The following is a 20,569-nucleotide window of genomic DNA, read 5'->3' as shown; positions in this document are numbered from 1 at the left end:
GGGGGTCAGGGAGAGGCCGGGGCCGCGGGTGACGTGGAAGCGGTACGGGTGCGACCTGCTTCGTGCGTCTGACGCGGGCGCGAAACGGAACTATCGCTACCGCTTTGTGACTCCGGCGAGGACCAGCCAGGAGGGTGCAGCGCCATGAGTCGCCTCTCCGAGCGCCGGGCCTGTGGCCTGCCATGACGCCTCGCGGTTGGTTCGCTACTGCGACGCGATCCTGCCATTCGAGGGTCCCGCTGAGGAGCTTCCGGTATCGTCCGGCCCACGTCGCCGCAGGTCAGGCGTATACAGTGAGTTTTCCGGTCCGGATGTCCAGGTGCGGCGGAAGGAAGGGGTGGCGGCCTTGAGTCCCGACTCGGGGGCACGCACGGCCTTCGCGGAACGCCTCGCGCTGCTGTACCAGGAGGCCGGTAACCCGCCCCTCAAGCGCGTGGCCGAAGCCGTCGGGCAGCTCCAGCGCGTCGATGAACGCGGGCGGCCCGTCCGCGTCTCCGCGCAGCGCATCAGCGACTGGCGCCGCGCCAACAACGTGCCCGCCCAGTTCGCCGCCCTCGCCGCCGTCCTGCACGTCCTCATCCCCGAAGCCCGGCGCAAGCGGCCCGCTCCGGTCTCCGCCGGGCTGTACGACCTCGCCCAGTGGCAGCGCCTGTGGGAGCTCTCCGTCGCCGACCCCGCCGGGGAGCGGGCCGCGGCCGCCGCCGTCGGGGAGGAAGAGGAGCGGCCCACCGGGGGCGAGCCCGCGGTCGCCGGCGTCTGTCCCTACCTCGGGCTCGCCTCCTATCAGCAGCAGGACGCCCAGTGGTTCTTCGGGCGGGAGCGCAGCACCGACGCCCTCGTCGCCCAGCTCCGGGCCGCGGAGCGGACGGGTGGGCTCGTCATGCTCGTGGGGGCTTCCGGTGCGGGGAAGTCCTCCCTGCTCAACGCCGGGCTCGTGCCCGCCTTGCGGGACGGGGTGCTGGGGGATGAGGGCCGGTCGGCCGGGTCGGCCGGGTCGGCGGGTTCGGCCGGGTCGGCGGGTTCGGCCGGGTCGGCGGGTTCGGCCGGGCCCGTGCTGCAGCTCGTACCAGGCAGTGATCCCCTCGCGGAGCTGACCGGGCGAATACCCGGGCTCGCCGACCTCCTCTCCCCCACCGAGGCCCCCGAAGAGGCCCCCCGACAGGCCCCCGAACAGGCCGCGGAGGCCGACAGGGCCGCGGCCGAGGACGCCCCGGCGAAAGGCCCCGGTACGCCCCACTTCGCCCGCGCCGTCCAGGCCTCCCTCAGCGCCTGGGCCACAAGTCAGGCGGCCGGCTCCACCCGCCCCGTCCTCATCGTCGACCAGTTCGAGGAAGCCTTCACCCTCTGCTCCGACGAGGCCGACCGGCGCGCCTTCATCCAGGTCCTGCACGCCGCCTGCTCCCCCACCGAGCCCGCCGAGACCAGTGAACCCGGCGGACCCGGTGAATCCGGCGGACCCGGCAAGCGCAGCGCCCCCGCCCTCGTGGTCCTGGGCATCCGCGCCGACTTCTACGAGGAGTGCCTCGGCTATCCCGAGCTCGCCGACGCCCTGCAGCACCGGCACATGGTCCTCGGGCCGCTGACCACCACCGAGCTGCGCAACGCCGTGACCGGGCCCGCCAAGGCCGTCGGACTCGAACTCGAACCGGGGCTCGCGGAGCTGATCGTGCGGGAGGTGAGCACGGGCGAACCTCGCGGGGCACACGACGCGGGCGTGCTGCCGCTGCTCTCGCACGCGCTGCTGGCCACCTGGCAGCGGCGGAAGACGGGGAAGCTGACGCTGGCCGGGTACCGGGCGGCGGGCGGTATCCAGGGGGCGGTGGCGGCGACCGCCGAGCGCGCCTGGTCCGGGCTCGACCCGGCGGCACGCTCGGCCGCCCGGCTGCTGCTGCTCCGCCTCGTCCACCTCGGCGAGGACACCCAGGCCACCCGCAGACGGGGGACGCGGCGGCAGCTGGCCGAGGAGTCGACGAACCCGGCGAAGACCGAGGAGTCGCTGGAGGCGCTGGTGCGCGCCCGGCTCGTGACCCTCGACGCCGACGCCGTGGAGATCACGCACGAGGCGCTCCTTCACGCCTGGCCGAGGCTGCGGGACTGGATCGACGAGGACCGCGGCGACCATCTGCTGCGCCAGCGCCTGGAGGAGGACGGCCGGGCCTGGGCGGACTCCGGCCGCGACGCGGCCCTGCTCTACCGGGGGTCCCGGCTGGAGCAGGCGCGCGCCTGGGCGGAGTCCGCAGGGGACACGTTCCTGACCCGGGGCGCCGCGGAGTTCCTGGCCGCCTCGGCCGGGCTGCGCAGGCGCCTGCTCTGGATCAGCCGGGGCGCGGTGGCGGCGCTGGTCGCCCTCGCGATGGTGGCCGTCGTCTCGGCGGTGGTGGCGTGGCAGCAGCGGAACGACGCGGTGTCCAAGCGCAACGACGCGGTCTTCGAACAGGTGACGGCCGAGGCCGACCGCGCCCAGTCCACCGATCCGTCGCTGTCGGCCCAGCTCGGCCTGGTGGCGCACCGGCTTCGACCGGACGACGAGGGGACGAAGAACCGGCTGATCTCGATCGTCAACGCGCCCCTCGCCACCCCCCTGCTCGGGCACACCGGCGCCGTCTACCTCACCTCGTTCAGCCCGGACGGACGGCTGCTGGCCACCGCCAGCTACGACCGGACGGTCCGCCTGTGGGACGTGCGGGACCGGGCCCGCCCCAAGCCCCTGGGCAAGCCGCTCACCGGGCACCGGAGCTGGGTGAGCACCGCCGTCTTCAGCCCGGACGGCACCACCCTCGCCAGCGCGTCGGACGACGGCACGATCCGGCTGTGGGACGTACGGGATCCCCGTCATCCGCGCTCGCTCGGCGCACCCGTGACCGGGCACGGCGGCACGGTCTACCTCCTCGCGTTCAGCCCCGACGGGCACACGCTGGCCTCCGCGAGCGAGGACCGCACGGTCGGCCTGTGGGACGTGCGCAGGCCCGGCAGGCCGAAGGCGCTCGGCGCCCTGACCGGCCACACCGCCGCCGTGCGCTCGGTGGCGTTCAGCCCCGACGGGCGGACCCTGGCGGCCGGGGGCGACAACGGCACCATCCGGCTGTGGGAGACGGCCGACCCACGGCACCCGAAGCCGGTCGGGCGGGTCCTCACCGGCCACACCGACACGGTGCACTCCGTGGCCTTCGACAGCACGGGCCGCACGCTCGCCAGCGGCGGCTCCGACAACACCGTCCGGCTCTGGAACGTGGCCGACCCCCGCCGCGCGAAGTCGCTCGGCGCACCCCTGACCGGCCACACCGGCCCCGTCTGGTCCGTCGCCTTCAACCCCGCCGGGACCATGCTCGCCGCCGCCAGCGCGGACAGCACGGCGAGCCTGTGGAACGTCCGCGACCCGGCGCACCCGTCGGAGGTCGGCGAGCCCCTCGCGGGCAGCGGTGGCGAGGTGTACTCCCTCGGCTTCAGCCCCGACGGGCGCACGCTCGCGACCGGCAGCGGCGACAACAAGGTCCGCCTGTGGTCGATCCCGACGTCGGACATGCTCGGCCGCAAGGGCACGTTCCGCCCCGACGGCAAGGTGCTCGCCACGGCGGCACGCGACGAGAAGCTCCGGCTGTGGGACGTGCGGCGGCCGGACCGGCCCGAGTCCCTGAGCAAGCCGTTCAAGCCCGGGGCGGGGGCCGTGCGCGCGCCGATGTTCTCCCCCGACGGGAACACGCTCGCGGTGCTCACGGGAAGCCGCGCGGTGCAGTTGTGGAACGTCAGCGACCCGTCGCGACCCGTCGCGTACGGGCCGCCGGTCGCGCTGCGCACCCGGTTCGCGGCCGCGCTCGCCTTCAGCCCGGACGGGCGCACGCTCGCGACCGCGTACGACGACCGCACCATCCAGCTCTGGAACGTCGGCGACCCCACCCGCCTCCGCCCGCTCGGCGCACCGCTCACCGGCCACAAGGGGTACGTCAACGACCTCGCCTTCAGCCCCGACGGCCGCACGCTGGCCAGCGGCAGCGCGGACGCCACCGTCCGGCTCTGGGACGTGGCGGACCCGCGCCGCGCCACCCGCCTCGGCGAGCCCCTCAGGGGACACCTGGGCCCCATCAACACCCTCGTCCACAGCCCCGACGGCCGTACGCTGGCCAGCGGCAGCGACGACAGCACGGTCCGGCTCTGGAACATCACCGACCCGCGCCGGGCCGAGCCGCTGGGCTCGCCCCTCACCGGCCACACCGACGCGCTCGTGTCCCTGACGTTCAGCGAGGACGGCCGCACCCTGGCGAGCGGCGGCAACGACAACGCGGTCCGGCTCTGGGACGTCACCGATCCGGCCAGGACCGCGCCCATCGGCCAGTCGATGAGCCCCAACGCCAAGACGGGCAGTTTCCTGGCGTTCAGCCCGCAAGGTCACATGCTCGGAGTTTCCAGCGGCACGGATACCGTCCGGTTGTGGAACCTCGACACCGACGAGGCCATTCGCCGCATTTGCTCGACCACTCAGGGTGTCCTGACGCCGGAGAATTGGCATGAGTATCTGCCCCGGCTCTCGTACGCGCCGCCGTGCGAAAGGTGACGGTTCACTGATTTTCCGTGCGGTTCACGGCACGTGATCCCGCTCACAACTCGCCATCTCTTGTCCATACCTTCCCCCCACGCCAGCAGGCTTGTTACGGTTGGACACAGCCCGATCGCTGGTGCATCCCCCGTCGCCAGCGATCGGGCCCTTTGCGCGCCCGCATCGCCCCGCCGACCTGCGGGGCACCGTGATTGCACCCTCCGCAATGCCTTGAATTGCAGAACTCTTTCAATACTCGTGGCGCGACTCGTAGCTCAACTCTGGCTCAAATCATGAGGCAACTCACGGCCCGCGGCCCGGATTACGTGAAATGATCCGTTCCCCATACATGCAACCCCCTAGTCCCCACCCCTACCCGCTACCGGGAACCCCCTGTCTCCGAATAACTCGGAAAGGTGGTGCGTGCCGTGGGTCGGCGCGTCGTCATCATCACTGCTGTCCACGGCCCCTCCGCCCCCTTCCTCACGGGCGCGTACGACTCCCTGCGTGAGCAGCGGCTCCCCGACGGCTGGGAGTGGCACTGGGTGATCCAGGAGGACGGCCAGGGCACGGAGGTCGCCCCGCACGTCCCGGACGACGACCGCGTGACGTTCCGCCAGGGCCGGTCCGGCGGCCCGGGCGTCGCCCGCACGCTGGCCCTGGGCCACGCCGACGGCGAGTACGTCAAGGTCCTCGACGCCGACGACCAGTTGGCCCCGGGGGCGCTGGCCCGCGATCTGGCCGCCCTGGAGAGCGACCCGACCTTGGGCTGGGCCACGTCGCGCGTACTCGATCTGCTGCCGGACGGTACGACCGCCGGATTCCCCGGGGACCCCGCGCCGGGGCCGATCGAGCGCCGGGCCGTCCTCGACCACTGGGCCGCCCACGACTACCGCGCGCAGGTCCACCCGGCGACGCTCTTCGTCCGCCGCGACCTGCTCGTCGCGCTCGGCGGCTGGATGGCGCTCCCGGCGTCGGAGGACACCGGCCTGCTCCTCGCCCTGAACGCGGTGGCCCGCGGCTGGTTCTCCGCCGAGGTCGGCCTGCTGTACCGCAAGTGGCCGGGCCAGGCGACGAGTCAGCCCTCGCACACGGACGCGGCCGAGCGGGATGTGCGCATGGCGGTGGTGGAGGCTCGGGCGCGGGCGCTGCACGGCTTGCGGTGGAGCGCTTGAGCACGTGCTGCCGTGCGGCGCCCCGGAGCCGGCTGCCCGTCCGCGCCGTGTGGGACCAGGGCGTCGTGGCCTACAGCGTCTCGGCGTCCACGCGCGAGAAGATCAGGTCGCTCTCCTCGACGACCGGCCCCCGCAGGCGGACCGGCAGGGCGGCCGGGCCGCGCAGGGCCGCCGGGTAGGTCTCGGGGGCGTACTCGTTGGCGATCCGGTACGGATGGAATCCGTGGGCGCGCATCGTCGCCACCAACTCCTCGGCGGAGTAGCCGAGTTGACGCATGCGGTCCGGTGTCACCTCCACGGTGACCTCGGCGTCGGGGCGCAGCCGGTCGAGCAGCGGGGCCATGCCGCGGACGACGCCGCCCTCGGCGCCCTCGACGTCGACCTTGATGACCCGGGCGGCGGCGATCTCGTCGGCGTCGAGCAGGTCGGGCAGCGGGCGGGCCTCGATGTCGAACGTCGACTCCGCGGGGCCGTCGTAGGGGACGATGCTGTTCGCCCCCATGTTGTGCGAGCTGGCCAGGACGAACGTCAGCGTCTCCGCCCGGTCGGACACGGCGGCGTTGAGCGCCCGGACGTTGCCGCACGCGTTGAGCCGCAGCTGCCGCAGCAGCCGCTCGTGGAACACCGGCGACGCCTCGACCGTCACCACCCGCCCGGTCGGCCCGACGAGCCGCGAGGCCAGCACGCCGAAGTACCCGATGTTGGCGCCGACGTCGACGAACGTGTCCCCCGGACGGAGCCGACCGCGCAGCCAGCGCGTCATGTTGGGCTCCCAGGAGCCGAACAGGTAGAGGTAGCGCTGGATGAGGTCCTGGGTGTCGAGGGCGAACCGGACTCCCGGCGCGCCCGGTACGCCGGGCGCCCCCTCCGCACCCCGCACCCCGAAGTCGACGTCCGCCACGCGCCGCCGGGGATGATCCCGCAGCCGCCCGTTCAGATACCGCGCGACCAGCGCGGCCTTGCCGAAGTCCCCCGGAGCCCGGCGCACATAGGCCCGCGCCAGCGTGGTCAGGATCTCCGGAACGGCCTCCGAGGCAGGATCCGGCGCAGGATTCGGCCCAGGACCCTGGGTGGGATTCGGGGTGGGGTCCTGGGTGGGGTGCGACATTCCGGTCCGCCTGCCTCTCCGCACGGTACGTCGCGGGCCCCGGCGTCAGGCCGTGCTCGCGGCCGTCCGGTCTTGATCAAACGGCAGGTCCAGCATACGAATCGCGTTCCCGCGCAACAGCTTGTAGGCCACTTCCTCCGACAGGTGGCCGACGTGGTCGGTCGCGACCTGCTTCGTGTGCGGCCAGGTGGAGTCGACGTGGGGGTAGTCGGTCTCGAAGGTGGCGTTGTCGACCCCGACGGTCTCGATCGCCTCGATGCCGTGCTTGTCGCGGAAGAAGCAGCAGAACATCTGCCGGTAGTAGTACGTCGACGGCGGCTCGGGGATCAGGTCCTTGACGCCGCCCCACGCCCGGTGCTCCTCCCAGACGTCGTCGGCGCGCTCCAGGGCGTACGGGATCCAGCCCATCTGCCCCTCGCTGTAGGCGAGTTTGAGCCGCGGGAACTTCACGAGCACCCCGGAGAAGAGGAAGTCCATCATCGAGGCCATCGCGTTGTTGAAGGACAGCGAGGCCTGCACGGCGGGGGGCGCGTCCGGCGAGGCGGCGGGCATCTGCGAGGACGAGCCGATGTGCATGTTCACGGCCGTGCCGGTCTCCTCGCAGGCCGCGAAGAACGGGTCCCAGTAGCCGGAGTGGATCGAGGGCAGCCCCAGATAGGTGGGAATCTCGCTGAAGGTCACGGCCCGCACCCCGCGGGCGGCGTTGCGCTTGATCTCCGCGACGGCGAGGTCGACGTCCCACAGCGGGATCAGGCAGAGCGGGATCAGGCGCCCCCCGCTGTCCCCGCACCACTCCTCGACCATCCAGTCGTTGTACGCGCGGACGCAGGCGAGCCCCACCTCCTTGTCCTTGGCCTCGGCGAAGGTCTGACCGCAGAAGCGCGGGAAGGTGGGGAAGCAGAGCGAGGCCTCGACGTGGTTCAGGTCCATGTCCGCCAGGCGGGCCTTGGGGTCCCAGCAGCCGCGGCGCATCTGCTCCCGGGTGATCCCGTCGAGCGTCATCTCGTCCCGGGAGAAACCGACGGCGGCGATGATGCGCTTGTACGGGAAGATCTCGTCCTCGTACCGCCACCAGTCCGTGATCTGACCCTCGGGATCGGTGGTGAAACGGTACTTCCCGCCGACGTACGCCAGCTCGCCGATGCCCGCGGTGAAGGGCTGCGGGCCCCGGTCGCGGTACTTGCCCGGGAGCCAGGTCTCGAAGAGGTGCGCGGGCTCGATGACGTGATCGTCCACGCTGATGACCTTCGGGATGTCCTTCGGGATGTCCTTGGCGCCGCTCTCGTTGCCGCTCACGCTGTGTCCCCTCACCGCCCGCCGGATCCACCGGCCCAAATCTGACGACCCATCAGATCGAGGCTATGGCGAGGAAGCCCGCGCGGCAAGCGGGAGCGCGAAGTCGGGGCGCGGTGACCTCGCGGGCCGCGCGGACGGCGCGGGGCCGCACGAGGCCTTGCGCTCTCGCGAGCCATCCGCTGAACTGACGGATCGTCAGACATGGGCGGGCGGGCAAGGGCCGGCACCGGGCGGCGGGAAGGGCACACGATGCAGACGATCTGGCTCAGCGGCGCGGAGTGGTTCGCGATCCTCCGGATCGGGCTCGGCCTGTGGTGGCTGGAGAGCTGGCGGCACAAGGACAAGAAGACCTGGTTCACCGGCGGGGGCATCGGCTGGGCGGCCGGCATCGCCGAGAAGCACCGGTGGCCCGTCGTGCGCGGCGGCTTCGACCGCGTGGTGAAGCCGCGCCCGCGCCTGATGGCCTACGTCGTCGCGTACGCGGAACTGGCCCTGGGCCTCGGCCTCATCGCCGGTTTCCTCACGCCGATCGCCCTGGCCTGCGGCCTGCTGCTCAACCTGATCTACCTCGTCCTCATGATCCACGACTGGGCCGAGCAGGGGCAGAACCTGATGATGGCGCTGATCTCGGCGGTGGCGCTGTTCGCGATGAGCTGGCAGGTGTGGTCGGTGGACGAGGCGGTGGGGTTGTTCTTGTGAGGGTCGGTCTTGTGAGGGTCGGTCGGTCCGGGGGCGGGCTGCGGGAAGGGCGCCGGGGGCGGCAGGCCTGCGTGGCTTGGGATCTGATGCAACGTCAGGTCCGGTCTGGTCTGTTGCGGTCGGGCATGTCACCCTGCGGGGCACTCGTTGATGGCCGCGCGGACAAGGAGAGGGCGAGTGAGCGAATCCCAGCACGAGGAGACGTGCGGAGGCACGGCCGAGGGGGCCCTCAGGGCGGGCCACTCGGCTCGGGCGCGGAGCGCCGCGGCGCGGGCTGCGGCGGTCAGTCGGTACATCGAGCGCGGGCGCCGCGCGGGGTCGGGTGCGGGCGGGGCGGCGGTCGACGGGGCCGAGGGTGCGGCCGACGGGGCCGAGCGGGCAGAGGAGGCCGAGGGGGTCGCCTGGAAGGCGGCGCATGCGGCCCGGGTGTCCGCGCAGGCCGTCGCCGTGCTCGCCGAGAGCGATCCCGCTCCGGCGGCGGACTCGCGCTGTGCGCGGAACGCCGCCGCGTCGGCGGCGCAGGCCGCCCGCATGGGCCAGATCCACGACGGCGACAGCGAACTCGCCGTCGCCGCCTGCCGCGCCGCCCTCGCGGCGGCGCAGGCGGCGGGGTCGGCCGCGAAGGCGGGTGAGCTGGGCGAGAACCCGGCGCTGAACACGGCGGCCGACGAGGCCGAGGCGGCTGCGGTGGCCGCGGCGGAGCGGGCGGGGTGGATGCGGCCCGGGGAGGCGGTGCCGGAGGTGTCGGCGGGGGTGCGGAGCGGGGAGTTGATGCGGATGCTGCATCTGTGAGGGGGTGCCTGTGGGATGCGGTCGGGGGCACGGGTGGGACGCGGGCGCGGGCGCCGACGCGGACGGAGGGTCAGGGCAGGAGCGCCCCCATCGCCACGCGGATCGGGGCGTTCGTTCGCGCCTGGCGCGAGTGCGTTCCGCTTGCGGCGACCGGAACGCACTCGCGCCGTCCGCGTCGGCTAGGGCGTTTCTGATGGCTCTTGGTCGGCCGCCAGGGAGATCGTCGGCGCAACGGGAGCTGCCCCGCGAGGTGCTGCTCGCCCCGGCGCCCACACCCGTGACAGCCATCTGACGGTTTCAAGAGCCGTCGGAAACGCCCTAGCGCGCGTCCCGTTCCGCCGCCTCCGCGATGCGCTTGATGGTCGCCAGGCGCCGGTCCCAGTCGGCCGCGAGGGCGGCCATCCAGCGGGCGGTGGCGTCCAGGGCGGCGGGCCGTACCGCGTACCGCATCTCGCGGCCGACCCGGCTTCCGGAGACCAGACCGGCGGCGTCCAGGACCCCGAGGTGCTTGACCACGGCCTGGCGGGAGACGGGGAGTTGGTCGGCGAGCTGCGTCGCGGTGGCCTCGCCGTGCGCGGCGAGCAGGTCGAGGAGCCGACGCCGGGTCGGGTCGGCCAGGGCGGCGAGAACGCTGTCGACGGCCGCACCGCCGCCCGAGCCCTGACCCCGATCCGGCCCCTCGGCCTGATCCGGCCCCCGACCCTGCTCGCGCCCCGGCCCCCGCCCTTGGCCCTGGCCTCGCCCCTGACCCTGCCCCTGATCCCGCCCCTGATCCTGATCCGTCACGCCGTCGGCTGCTCGGCTCGCTGCTTGAGCGCGTCGAGCTCCTGGGGCCAGCCGCCGGTGTTGTCCCGTACGGCCTGGGCGCGCAGCTCCTCGGACCCGGCGAGCGCGGCGAACCCGCTCTCCACGACGCGGAGCCGCGTCTTGTCGCCCTCCGAGGTCAGCGTGAACTCCACGAGGGTGCTGTTGTCGGCGCGCAGCTCCTCGCCGGGGAAGGCGCTGGCCCACCGGTACGCCACGTACGCCTGCGGCTCGACCTTCTCCACGCGCACCGGGTAGTCCCCGTACTCCGGATTCCTGGCCAGCACCGACTCGCCCTCCTTGGCGACGGTGCCCGGCAGGCTCGCCTTGTCGGCCACCCAGAAACCGGGTTCGGTCACCAGCGTCCACACGCGGTCCAGGGACGCGGCGATCAGGGTCTCGCGCTCGATCCGGTCGGGCAGGGTGTGCGGGCTCTGCGGGAGGGGCGTGCTGTTCCCGGTGTCACTCATGGCGGACTCCTTGTCACTCATGGCGGGCTCCTTCGGGCGTCTCGCTCCACGGTTGGCGCAACTTCAGAGTTGCACATGGCTCGGCTTCGCGCAACCGAAGGGTTGCACTTGGGAGCGGGAGGGCGGGCCGTTCGGGGGCGCGTGACGTGGATCACTTCGCGGGGGCGATGAGTCCTGGGGGCGGGGGCCGTCTTATGTGCGAGAAGGCCAAGCGTGAGACCTGGGGAGGGCGTTGAGATGTCTGCTGCCGCTGCGAACGGACCCGCCAGCTACTTTTCTTCCATCGAGAAGAAGCACGGGCGACCCATCCCGGAGTGGGTGGAGCTCATTCGGGGGTCCGAGCTGAGCAAGCACATGGAGCTCGTGAAGTGGCTCAAGGACGAGCACGGGCTCGGGCACGGGCACGCCAACGCGCTGGTGGCCCACACCCTGGCCGGGGGCGACGGCTCCACGACGTGAGTCGCGGGCGTGGTGCGGGGTCAGGCCGTGACCCGGTCGGGGCGACGGCCCCGCGCGCGTGAGCCGATCGCGGCCGCCGCCCCCGCCAGCACGGCCGCCGTGATCGTCAGCGTCAGCGCCGCCGGATTGACGTACTCGGGGACACCCACCGCGTACGTCGTGCCGTCCGCCGCGTGACAGCCGAAACGGAGCGGGACGTACGTGGCGCTGTAGCCGTCGATGGCCGACGCGTCGACCGGACCCTCCGCCCGCGCGCAGGCCGGGCCCCGCTCCGTGTCGTCGAGGGCCAGGAGGCGCAGGGCGCCCCAGGCGTAGACGGCGAGGGCACCCGCTCCGGCCAGGGAGGCCGTGGCGCCGAGGGCACGCGGGAGCACGGCGGGCGTCGACTGCGCGCGCCCCTTGGCCGTGCGTACGAGCGTGATCGTCGCGTACGCCGTGAGGCCCACGGCCAGTACCGCGGCCAAGAAGACGATGCCCATCAGCGTGACGGCGTCATGACCGTCCATCGGGTCCGTGGACACGTTTCCCCCACCTGCTCGCCTTGCCTGGTTCCCGCGTGTTCCGATTCCGGCCTGTTGTCCGGTTATCGGGCAATGGCTGGAAATCTATCAGGGCCAGGTGAGGGTGCGATGTGGGTGGAGTTCAGGACTCTCGCGGCATTCGTCCGACGCGCGCGGGCGCTCGATGCGCCTGCGCGGCCGCTCCCCTGCGGCCGCGCAGGCGGGTGCGGTGGTCGCTGGACAGGTACTCAGCCATACCGCACCGGAACGGACCCGGTGCGGCAGATTCCAGATCCGCTGCGACACCGGCATCCCGTGTCGTGGGGGTTGTTCCGTACTCAACAATGCCCGGGGCGGGGCGGGTTGCGTGAGGGCCGAGCGGCCCTCACGCGGGGCCGCTCGGCCCTCACGCCCGGGCCCTACCGGGCCGTTCGGCCCCTGGCAGGGAGCAAGCCCTTACCGTCACTCTCGAAGGGGCACGGTTCGCGACCCTCGTACGGCCATGGGCATGACTGCCCCGCCGTACGGGCACGGACACCGACGCCGACACCGGCGCCCCCTCCGCGTGGCAGAGCCGCCGACCGGCAGACCGATGGACCCGCCCGGCCGACCTAGGGGCACACATGGACCGCACTGACGCAGCACCGGACCCGGTCCCCGGAACCCCGGCCGACCCGGACACCCCGCCGCGCCCCATCCGCGTCTTCCTCCTCGACGACCACGAAGTCGTCCGGCGCGGCCTGCGCGACCTCCTCGGCGGCGAACCCGGCATCGAGGTGGTCGGGGAGGCCGCCAGCGGGGAGCAGGCGCTGGCCAGGGGGCCCGCGCTGCGGCCCGACGTCGCCGTGCTCGACGTACGCCTGCCGGACGGGAACGGCATCACGGTGTGCCGTGAACTGCGCGTGCTCATGCCGGGGTTGGCGTGCCTGATGCTCACCTCGTTCGACGACGAGGACGCGCTGCTCGACGCCATCATGGCGGGCGCCGCGGGCTACGTACTCAAACAGATCAAGGGCTCCGACCTGGTGACGGCGGTACGGACCGTCGCCGCCGGGCAGTCGCTGCTCGACCCCGCCACGACCGCCCGGCTGATGCGGTCGCTGCGCGGGCCCGAGAGCGAACTGCCGCCCGAGGACGCCCGGTTGTCCGTCCTCAACGAGCGCGAGCGTGCCATCCTCGCACTCATCGGGGAGGGGCTCACCAACCGGCAGATCGGCGGGAAGCTGTATCTCTCCGAGAAGACCGTGAAGAACCACATCTCCCGGATGCTGGCCAAGCTGGGCGTCGAGCGGCGGGTGCAGGCCGCCGTCCTCGCGGCGCAGGTGTCGCCGCCCGGCGCGGCATCCAAGTCCGGGCCCGGGGCGCCGCCGCAGGGGCCGGTTCGCTGAACCCACGGGCTCGCGCGCCCGCGCCCGCGTCGGCGACGCGCCTCGGGCTCGCCGGGCTCCCGGGCCTCCGGGCCTCCGGGCCTCCGGGCCTCCGGGCCTCCGGGAATGGATCACCGCACTCCGTGGCTGTCCTGCATGGATCACGCCATCGTCCTGCTTGAAGGAGTGCCAGCAGCATGTCCGTTGCCCAGCCCGCCGTCGAGTCCGCCGAGTCCGCCGTCGAGCGTGTGCGCGTCACCGCGGATCCCGACTGGTACGAGTCCGCCGGTATCTCGCTCGGCGTCCGCGTCGGCAACCTGGTCTTCACCTCGGGCCAGGCCCCGATCGACGCCCAGGGGGCCACCGTCGGCGCCGGGGACTTCGAGGCGCAGGCCAGGCAGGCGCTCGCCAACCTGTCGACCGTCCTGACGAACGCGGGCTCCAGCCTCGCCGACGTCGTCAAGGCCACCGTGTTCGTCACCGACATCGCCCGGCAGGATGTCTTCGCCGAGCTGCGCGCCGAGCACTTCCCGGACAAGCCCCACCTCGCGGAGTCGTTCGTGGAGGTGTCGTCGCTCGCCGACCCGGAGTGGATGATCGAGATCGAGGCGATCGGGCTCGTGCGGTGAGGCTGCCCTCCGGGGGGTGCGGCTGGTGACGCCGGGGGCATCGGCCGCCCCTGGGTGACACCCGCCCCGCCCCGGGCCCGGCCGGACCAGCCCGCCCTCGCCCCCTAGGGCCTGCCCGATGGGTCGGCGCCCTGCCCCACCCCCGCCAACGGCACCCGCCACTCCAGCCGCGTCCCCCGCCGCTCCCCCGCCCGCACCACCAGCTCTCCCCCGAGCCGCTCGGCCCGCTCGGCCAGATTCCGCAGCCCCGCACCCCGCTCGGCACCGACCGCGGCACCGGCACCGGCTGCGGCACCAGCTCCAATGACCCGCCCCGCACCCCGGCCCGACCCGTCATCCGCACCCGCGCCGTCGGCCACCCCCTCGGCCGACCCCGCCCCCGCCTCGATCCCCACGCCGTCATCCACCACCGCCAACTCCAGCACCCCCTTCCGCACGATCAGCGACACCTCGGCCCGACGAGCGCGCGCGTGCCGAGCCACGTTCGACAGCGCCTCGTTGAGCACGGCGACCACGTCGTCCGCCACCGCCTGCGGCACATCCGTGTCGATCAGGCCCTCCATCCGCAGCGCGGGGGTGAAGCCGAGGGCCGCCGCCGCGTCCTCGGTCGCGCGGACCGTGCGGACGCGCAGACCGGCCGCGCCGCCGGGCGCCTCGTGGTCGCGCAGGCCGAAGATGGTGGAGCGAATGATCTTGATGGTGGCGTCGAGGTCGTCGACGGCCCGGCGCAGCCGCTCGGCGGCCCCGGGGTGCTCCACGAACCGCTGCACGCTCTGCAGCGTCATGCCGGTCGCGAACAGCCGCTGGATGGCCAGGTCGTGCAGGTCGCGGGCGATCCGGTCACGGTCTTCGAGGAGGCTCATCTGCTCGGCGTCGCGGCGCCGGTCGGCGAGTTCGAGGGCGAGCGCGGCCTGCCCCGCGAAGCCCGTCAGGGGCGTGGTCTCGGCCTCCGAGAAGCCGGGTCGGCCGCTGCTGCGGGCCAGCAGCAGGACCCCCCGCACCTCGTCGCGCGTGCTCATCGGTACGGCGACGGCGGCACCGAACCCCTCCCAGCGGTCGGCCTTGAACGTCACCCGGGCGTCCTTGCGCACATCGGCCGCGGCGATGAGCGCCTGGGCGTCGAGCGCGGCCCCCGCAAACGTACCGGTACGGGGCAGCGTGGCGCCGCGGTGCGCCTCCGCGCCCGGGCCGAGCGCGATCTCGACCCGCAACTCGCCGTCGCCCCTGACGAGTTCGATCGCTCCCAGCTCGGCGGAGGTGATCTCCCGGGCCCGCTCCGCCATCAGCTCCAGGACCTGCTTCTCCGCCGCGCCCGAGAGCACCGCGCTGGTGACCTCCGCGCTCGCCTGCAGCCAGCGCTCGCGCAGCCGCGCGTCCTCGTACAGGCGGGCGTTCTCCACGGCCACCCCGGCCGCGACCGCGAGGGTGGAGAGCACCGACTCGTCCTCGGCGTCGAACTCCGCGCCGCCGTGCTTGCCGGTCAGGTAGATGTTGCCGAAGACCTTGTCGCGCACGCGGATGGGGACGCCGAGGAACGAGTGCATCGGCGGGTGGTGCGGCGGGAATCCGGACGAGGCGGGGTGGTCGGACAGCTCCGCGAGGCGCAGCGGCTGCGGATTGCGGATCAGCTCGCCGAGCAGGCCGTGCCCGGAGGGCAGGTCGCCGATCTGGGCGCGCAGTTCGTCGCTGATGCCGACCGGCAGGAACTCGTCCAGCATCCGGCCCTGGCCGATCACGCCGAGCGCGCCGTACTCGGCGTCGACGAGGGCGACCGCCGTCTCCACGATGCGTCTGAGGACCTGGGCCAGGTCCAGCTCCCTGCCGACCGAGAGCACCGCCTCCAGGAGGCTGTGCAGCCGGTCCCGGGTGCCCCGGACCGTGCTGATCCGCGCGGCCAGCTCTTCCAGCAGTTCGTCGAGGTGTAACCGTGTCAACTGAACGGTCTGCGCTCGCTGTTGGCCCATCGGCTCCTCCGCCCGAGCAGACGTGCGCTTCCCGCCCCGCGTCCAGACGCTCACCGTAGCCGGTGAGTGGCGCTGCGTGGAGGTCCTGCACGTGCTTGGCTCCGCCACCGAATCTTCCGGACCACGGGAACCCGGCCCTCGTACCGCACGACCGACTGTCCACACCCATACGGGAGTTGGACGAGAGCGAGGAGGGCCGGGATGGACCGCAGAGGACTGCTGAGGTCGACGGCCGCCGTGGGGGCGGCGGGGGCGACGGCATGGGGCGCGGGGAGCGCGGCGGCGCAGGGACCGTGGGGACCGCGGGGGAAGGGGCGCGGGACGGGCCCCCTGCGCGTGCACATCGTCGTCTTCGACGGCGTCGAGGAGCTGGACTTCGTCGGCCCCTTGGAGGTCTTCGGCGCCGCGCGCTCCGTGGGGCAGCAGGTCGAGACGCGGCTGGTCACGAGCGCCGGCGCGGGCGGCTGCACGGGCCGCTTCGGTACGAAGGTGACGGACGTCGGCGCCTGGGACCCGGGCGCGGCCGACGTGGTCGTCGTGCCCGGCGGCGGCTTCGCGCAGCGGGACGGCGCCGGGGTCTGGGCCGAGATCAAGAAGGGCCGCATGACCCGGGCCCTGCGGGAGGCCGTCCGGCCCGACCTCACCCTGCTCGGCGTCTGCACCGGCGTGATCGTGCTGCACGCGGCCGGGGTCATCGGCGACCGGCCGTGCACCACGCACCACCGCGCGAAGGACTACCTGCGGGAGCAGGGCGCCGACGTGCGCGACGCACGCGTGGTCGACGACGGGAACCTGGTGTGCGCGGGCGGGGTCAGCTCCGGCATCGACGGGTCGCTGTGGCTCCTTGAGCGGGCGCTCGGGACGGCGCCGGCCGGGCAGGTGGAGGCGCTGATGGAGTTCGAGCGGCGGGGGACGGTGCTGCGGACGTAGGGGAGGGGGGCGTTCCAGCGGCACTGGCGCGCGCCCGGGCGCGTACTCGGCGCGTACTCCGTGCAGCTCGTCGTCCACGCGTAGTTCCGCGAGCGGTCCGGTGGTGCCACCATGCGGAGTCCAGGTGCGGCGTGCGGGGCGGGGCGGCTCGGGGTCGCGGGGCGCGGGGTGGGAGGCGTGGATGACTGAGGTGTTCTTGCGACGGCTGACCCGCTGGCAGGCGGAGCAGCAGCGGGAGTCGATCGCGAACGTGTACGTGGAGTGCTACGGGCCGGGCGGGACCGGCGGGTTCGGAGTGACCGGCAGGTCCGGCGGATCGGGCGGGCCGGGCGGCAGCGGCGAGCCCGGCGGCGCCGATCGCAAGGCGTTCCTGGAACGGTTCGAACGGCACGTCCAGGAGCCCGACTTCGACATGGTGACGGCCGACTCGGGGGCGGTGCTCGCCGGTTGCCTGTACGGGTTCCGGGCCGCGCGGGGCAGCGCGCTCCTGGAGTCCCTCCGGGACGTGCTGCCCGCCGACGCGGCCGGGCGGGCCGGGGCGGGACGGCTCTTCGTGCTCACGGAGCTGATGGTCCTGCCGGACTACCGCCTGGAGGGCGTGGCCACCCGGCTGCGGGACCTCCTCCTCTCCCGGCACGTGACCGACGTGGTCGTCGCGGCGGTGCCGCCCGGGGGCGGGGTGGCGCACGAGGTCCTTCGGGCCTGGTCGTACACGAAGCTGGGGGCTTTCGGGTCACCGCAGAAGGAGGCGTGGCTGCGGGCGGGGGCGGGCTGAGGGGGCCTGGCCGGAGGCCGGTACGGAAGCTCGTGCGGAGGCCCGCCCGGAAAGTTATCCACAGGCTGGGGCCCTCCCGGCGGGCGGGCGCCCCGGCCAGGCACTATGGGGCCATGAGTGACACGGGTACGCAGCCGAATGCGGGTACGCAGCCGAACGCAGGGACGGGCCGGGGTGCGGGGACCCCGTCGGGGGCCGGGTCGATGCCCGACTGGGAGAAGCGGTTCCGGGCGCCCCGCGTCTCCCTGCCGGACTGGGCCGAGGACGCCCCCGACCGCTCCCTGTTCGTGTCGAACGCGACCGGGACGTACGAGCTGTACGCATGGGACCGCGCCACCGGCGAGCAGCGCCAGGTGACCGACCGGCCGAACGGCACGACGGACGGCCTGCTCGCGCCGGACGGCCGCTCGATCTGGTGGTTCAACGACAAGGACGGCGACGAGTTCGGCGTGTGGATGCGCCAGCCCTTCGACGGCAGCGGCAAGGACGAGCCCGCCGTGCCCGGCCTGGAGCCGTCCTATCCGGCGGGCCTCGCCATCGGCCGCGACGGCCGCACCGTCGTCGTGGGCCGCTCCACGGACGAGGTCGGCTCGACGATCCACGTCCTCCGCGCCGACGCCGCCCCCGGCGAGGCACCCGCCGAGATCTACCGCCACCGCGAGTCCGCGGGCGTCGGCGACCTCTCCCACGACGGGACGCTCATCGCCATCGAGCACACCGAGCACGGCGACGCGATGCACCCGGCGCTGCGCGTCGTGCGCGCCGACGGCTCGGCCGTCGCCGAGCTCGACGACAGCGAGGGCGGCACGGTCGAGCTGGGCCTTGAGGTCCTCGGCTTCGCCCCCGTGGACGGCGACACCCGCCTCCTCGTCGGCCACCAGCGCCGCGGCCGCTGGGAGCCCATGGTGTGGGACGTCGCCACCGGCGAGCAGACCGACCTCGCCCTCGACCTGCCCGGCGACGTCTCCGCCGAGTGGTATCCGGACGGGTCCGCGCTGCTCGTCGCGCACGGCTTCGAGGCCCGCGGCGACCTGTGGCGGTACGACCTCGGCAGCCGCGAGCTGACCCGGGTCGAGACCCCCCGCGGCTCCGTCTCCGGCGCCACCGCCCGGCCCGACGGCACCGTCGAGTACATGTGGTCGTCCGCCGCCGAGCCGTCCGTCCTGCGCTCCACCTCCGGCAAGGTCGTCCTCGACCCGCCCGGCATGAAGGCGCCCCGCTCCGTGCCCGTCGAGGACGTGTGGGTGGACGGGCCCGGCGGCCGCATCCACGCCCTCGTCCAGAAGCCCGCCGGTGCCGACGGGCCGCTGCCCACCATCTTCGAAGTCCACGGCGGGCCGACCTGGCACGACAGCGACTCCTTCGCCGCGGGCCCGGCCGCCTGGGTCGACCACGGGTACGCCGTCGTGCGCGTCAACTACCGCGGCTCCACCGGGTACGGCCGCGAGTGGACCGACGCCCTCAAGCACCGCGTCGGCCTCATCGAGCTGGAGGACATCGCCGCAGTCCGCGAGTGGGCCGTCGTGTCCGGTCTCGCCGACCCCGACCGCCTCATCCTCTCCGGCGGCTCCTGGGGCGGGTACCTCACCCTCCTCGGCCTCGGCACCCAGCCCGACGCCTGGGCCCTCGGGCTCGCCGCCGTGCCCGTCGCCGACTACGTGACCGCGTACCACGACGAGATGGAGGCCCTGAAGGCCATCGACCGGACCTTCTTCGGCGGCACCCCCGAAGAGGTCCCCGACCGCTTCACCGCCTCCTCCCCCCTCACCTACGTCGACGCCGTCAAGGTGCCCGTCTACATCTCCGCCGGGGTGAACGACCCCCGCTGTCCCATCCAGCAGGTCGAGAACTACGTCGACCGGCTCGCCGCCCGCGAGGCCGTCCACGAGGTCTATCGCTACGACGCCGGGCACGGGTCGCTCGTCGTGGACGAGCGGATCAAGCAGGTGGCACTCGAGCTGGACTTCGCGGAGCGGCACCTGGGGTGAGGGTGTGAGGGCCCTGCGGGGCTTTCCCCAGTCCCACCCCTTCCCGAAACCGGGGCTCCGCCCCGGACCCCGCTCCTCAAACGCCGGAGGGGCTGTCCATAGCCCGTCGTGGGGGTCCCCCCCTGCTCCTTGAGAGCTTGGGGGAGATTGAGGACGAGGCACGAAGCGCCGACAAGCGGGGGTCCAGGGGGCGGCAGCCCCCGGTTTCGGGAAGGGGCGGGCTTGGGGAGCCCCCGGCAGGGGCCGCCGCCAAGCGCCCCGTACCGTGGGGGGTGTGTACCGGTTCCTGCTGACGCCCCGCTGGTGGGGCATCAATCTGTTCGTCGCGCTGGCGATCCCCGTGTGCCTCTTCATGGGCTCCTGGCAGCTCACCCGCTTCGAGGACCGCGTACAGGACCACAAGGACGCGGAGCGGCAGGCGACCACGGACACGGGCGCCGCCCGCCCGCTGGCGTCACTGCTGCCGGTGGACAAGAAGACGTCGGGCGAGAAGGCGACGGCGACAGGCCGGTGGGGCAGGCAACTGCTGGTGCCGGACCGGGAGTTGGACGACAAGGACGGGTACTACGTCCTGACGCTGCTGCGCACCGACGCGGGCAAGTCGCTGCCGGTGGTGCGCGGCTGGCTGCCGGGCACGGCGGACGCGAAGAAGGCCCCGGCGCCGCCGCAGGGCGAGGTCGAGGTCACCGGCGCGCTCCAGGCCTCGGAGAGCCCCAGCTCGAACGGCGTGACCACGGCGGGCGGCCTGCCGTCCGGCCAGGTGGGGATGATCAGCGCGGCGTCCCTGGTGAACATGGTCCCGGACGACCTGTACGACGCGTGGGTCACGCTCGACCAGGGCACGGGCCCGCTGACGCCGGTCCCGGCGACGGCGCCGGAGGACTCGGGCCTGGACATGAAGGCCTTCCAGAACCTCGGCTACACCGGCGAGTGGTTCGTCTTCGCGGGCTTCGTGGTGTTCATGTGGTTCCGGCTGTTCCGACGCGAGCGGGAGTTCGCGCGGGACGCGGAGCTGGGGCTCGTACCGGACGCCACCGAGGCGCAGCCGCACACCACCTAGCCGCGCGTCACGTGGCCGCACA

General features: G+C 73.4%; 16 protein-coding genes and 1 pseudogene. 11 read left to right on the top strand and 6 right to left on the bottom strand.

Features of this window, described 5'->3' with window-relative positions; translation table 11 throughout:
- The first annotated feature begins 337 nt into the window (after positions 1-337).
- Positions 338-4,549 carry an NACHT and WD repeat domain-containing protein gene (locus IE274_RS24265; RefSeq protein ID WP_190117979.1) on the top strand — a complete coding sequence of 1,404 codons (4,212 nt, stop codon included), beginning with the start codon at positions 338-340 and terminating at the stop codon, positions 4,547-4,549.
- Positions 4,550-4,959: 410 nt separating this feature from the next.
- The gene (locus tag IE274_RS24260) at positions 4,960-5,706 is read left to right on the top strand and encodes a glycosyltransferase family 2 protein (protein ID WP_190117978.1); all 747 of its coding nucleotides are present in this window, start codon (positions 4,960-4,962) and stop codon (positions 5,704-5,706) included.
- A 70-nt stretch (positions 5,707-5,776) separates the two neighbouring features.
- Here IE274_RS24260 and IE274_RS24255 read toward each other — a convergent pair whose 3' ends face one another.
- Positions 5,777-6,694: an FkbM family methyltransferase gene (locus IE274_RS24255; RefSeq protein ID WP_229909797.1), complete on the bottom strand. Its 918-nt coding sequence runs from the start codon at positions 6,692-6,694 to the stop codon at positions 5,777-5,779.
- 165 nt (positions 6,695-6,859) lie between these two features.
- Positions 6,860-8,110: an amidohydrolase family protein gene (locus IE274_RS24250; protein ID WP_190117976.1), complete on the bottom strand. Its 1,251-nt coding sequence runs from the start codon at positions 8,108-8,110 to the stop codon at positions 6,860-6,862.
- A gap of 249 nt (positions 8,111-8,359) precedes the next feature.
- Between IE274_RS24250 and IE274_RS24245 the strand changes: the two genes are divergently transcribed.
- Both IE274_RS24245 and IE274_RS24240 read left to right on the top strand, forming a co-directional pair.
- Positions 8,360-8,809, top strand: coding sequence for a DoxX family membrane protein (locus IE274_RS24245; RefSeq protein WP_190117975.1), 450 nt, complete (start codon positions 8,360-8,362; stop codon positions 8,807-8,809).
- 177 nt (positions 8,810-8,986) lie between these two features.
- A complete protein-coding gene (locus IE274_RS24240) occupies positions 8,987-9,601 on the top strand; it encodes a hypothetical protein (protein ID WP_190117974.1) in 615 nt (204 codons plus the stop codon).
- Between the two features lie 318 nt (positions 9,602-9,919).
- Here the strand turns inward: IE274_RS24240 and IE274_RS39615 are convergent.
- A pseudogene (locus tag IE274_RS39615) lies at positions 9,920-10,243 on the bottom strand (ArsR/SmtB family transcription factor); the annotation flags it as partial.
- Between the two features lie 140 nt (positions 10,244-10,383).
- Positions 10,384-10,875: an SRPBCC domain-containing protein gene (locus IE274_RS24230; RefSeq protein ID WP_190118161.1), complete on the bottom strand. Its 492-nt coding sequence runs from the start codon at positions 10,873-10,875 to the stop codon at positions 10,384-10,386.
- 237 nt (positions 10,876-11,112) lie between these two features.
- Between IE274_RS24230 and IE274_RS24225 the strand changes: the two genes are divergently transcribed.
- Positions 11,113-11,334: a DUF4287 domain-containing protein gene (locus tag IE274_RS24225; protein ID WP_190117972.1), complete on the top strand. Its 222-nt coding sequence runs from the start codon at positions 11,113-11,115 to the stop codon at positions 11,332-11,334.
- Between the two features lie 20 nt (positions 11,335-11,354).
- Here IE274_RS24225 and IE274_RS24220 read toward each other — a convergent pair whose 3' ends face one another.
- The gene (locus IE274_RS24220; RefSeq protein ID WP_190117971.1) at positions 11,355-11,855 is read right to left on the bottom strand and encodes a hypothetical protein; all 501 of its coding nucleotides are present in this window, start codon (positions 11,853-11,855) and stop codon (positions 11,355-11,357) included.
- Between the two features lie 602 nt (positions 11,856-12,457).
- On the opposite strand from IE274_RS24220, the gene IE274_RS24215 reads away from it, so the two are divergent.
- Positions 12,458-13,222, top strand: coding sequence for a response regulator (locus IE274_RS24215; RefSeq protein WP_229909768.1), 765 nt, complete (start codon positions 12,458-12,460; stop codon positions 13,220-13,222).
- A gap of 176 nt (positions 13,223-13,398) precedes the next feature.
- Positions 13,399-13,830 (top strand): RidA family protein, encoded by a 432-nt coding sequence (locus IE274_RS24210; RefSeq protein WP_190117970.1) that lies wholly within the window; start codon positions 13,399-13,401, stop codon positions 13,828-13,830.
- Between the two features lie 104 nt (positions 13,831-13,934).
- Here the strand turns inward: IE274_RS24210 and IE274_RS24205 are convergent, their stop codons facing one another.
- Positions 13,935-15,794 (bottom strand): sensor histidine kinase, encoded by a 1,860-nt coding sequence (locus IE274_RS24205; protein WP_190117969.1) that lies wholly within the window; start codon positions 15,792-15,794, stop codon positions 13,935-13,937.
- Positions 15,795-15,995: 201 nt separating this feature from the next.
- On the opposite strand from IE274_RS24205, the gene IE274_RS24200 reads away from it, so the two are divergent.
- The 4 genes from IE274_RS24200 (at position 15,996) to IE274_RS24185 (ending at position 20,547) form a co-directional block, all read left to right on the top strand.
- Complete coding sequence (locus tag IE274_RS24200; RefSeq protein WP_190117968.1) at positions 15,996-16,724, top strand: DJ-1/PfpI family protein; 729 nt, start codon at positions 15,996-15,998, stop codon at positions 16,722-16,724.
- 181 nt (positions 16,725-16,905) lie between these two features.
- Entirely contained in the window at positions 16,906-17,499 is a 594-nt protein-coding gene (locus tag IE274_RS24195) for a hypothetical protein (protein WP_190117967.1), read from the top strand.
- A 203-nt stretch (positions 17,500-17,702) separates the two neighbouring features.
- Entirely contained in the window at positions 17,703-19,487 is a 1,785-nt protein-coding gene (locus IE274_RS24190) for a S9 family peptidase (RefSeq protein ID WP_190118159.1), read from the top strand.
- 274 nt (positions 19,488-19,761) lie between these two features.
- A complete protein-coding gene (locus IE274_RS24185; protein WP_190117966.1) occupies positions 19,762-20,547 on the top strand; it encodes an SURF1 family protein in 786 nt (261 codons plus the stop codon).
- Positions 20,548-20,569 lie beyond the last annotated feature (22 nt).

Source organism: Streptomyces flavofungini, from assembly GCF_014650815.1.
GTDB lineage: Bacteria > Actinomycetota > Actinomycetes > Streptomycetales > Streptomycetaceae > Streptomyces > Streptomyces flavofungini.
The sequence above is the reverse complement of the archived record's forward strand: the minus strand, read 5'-3'. Positions and strand labels throughout refer to the sequence as shown.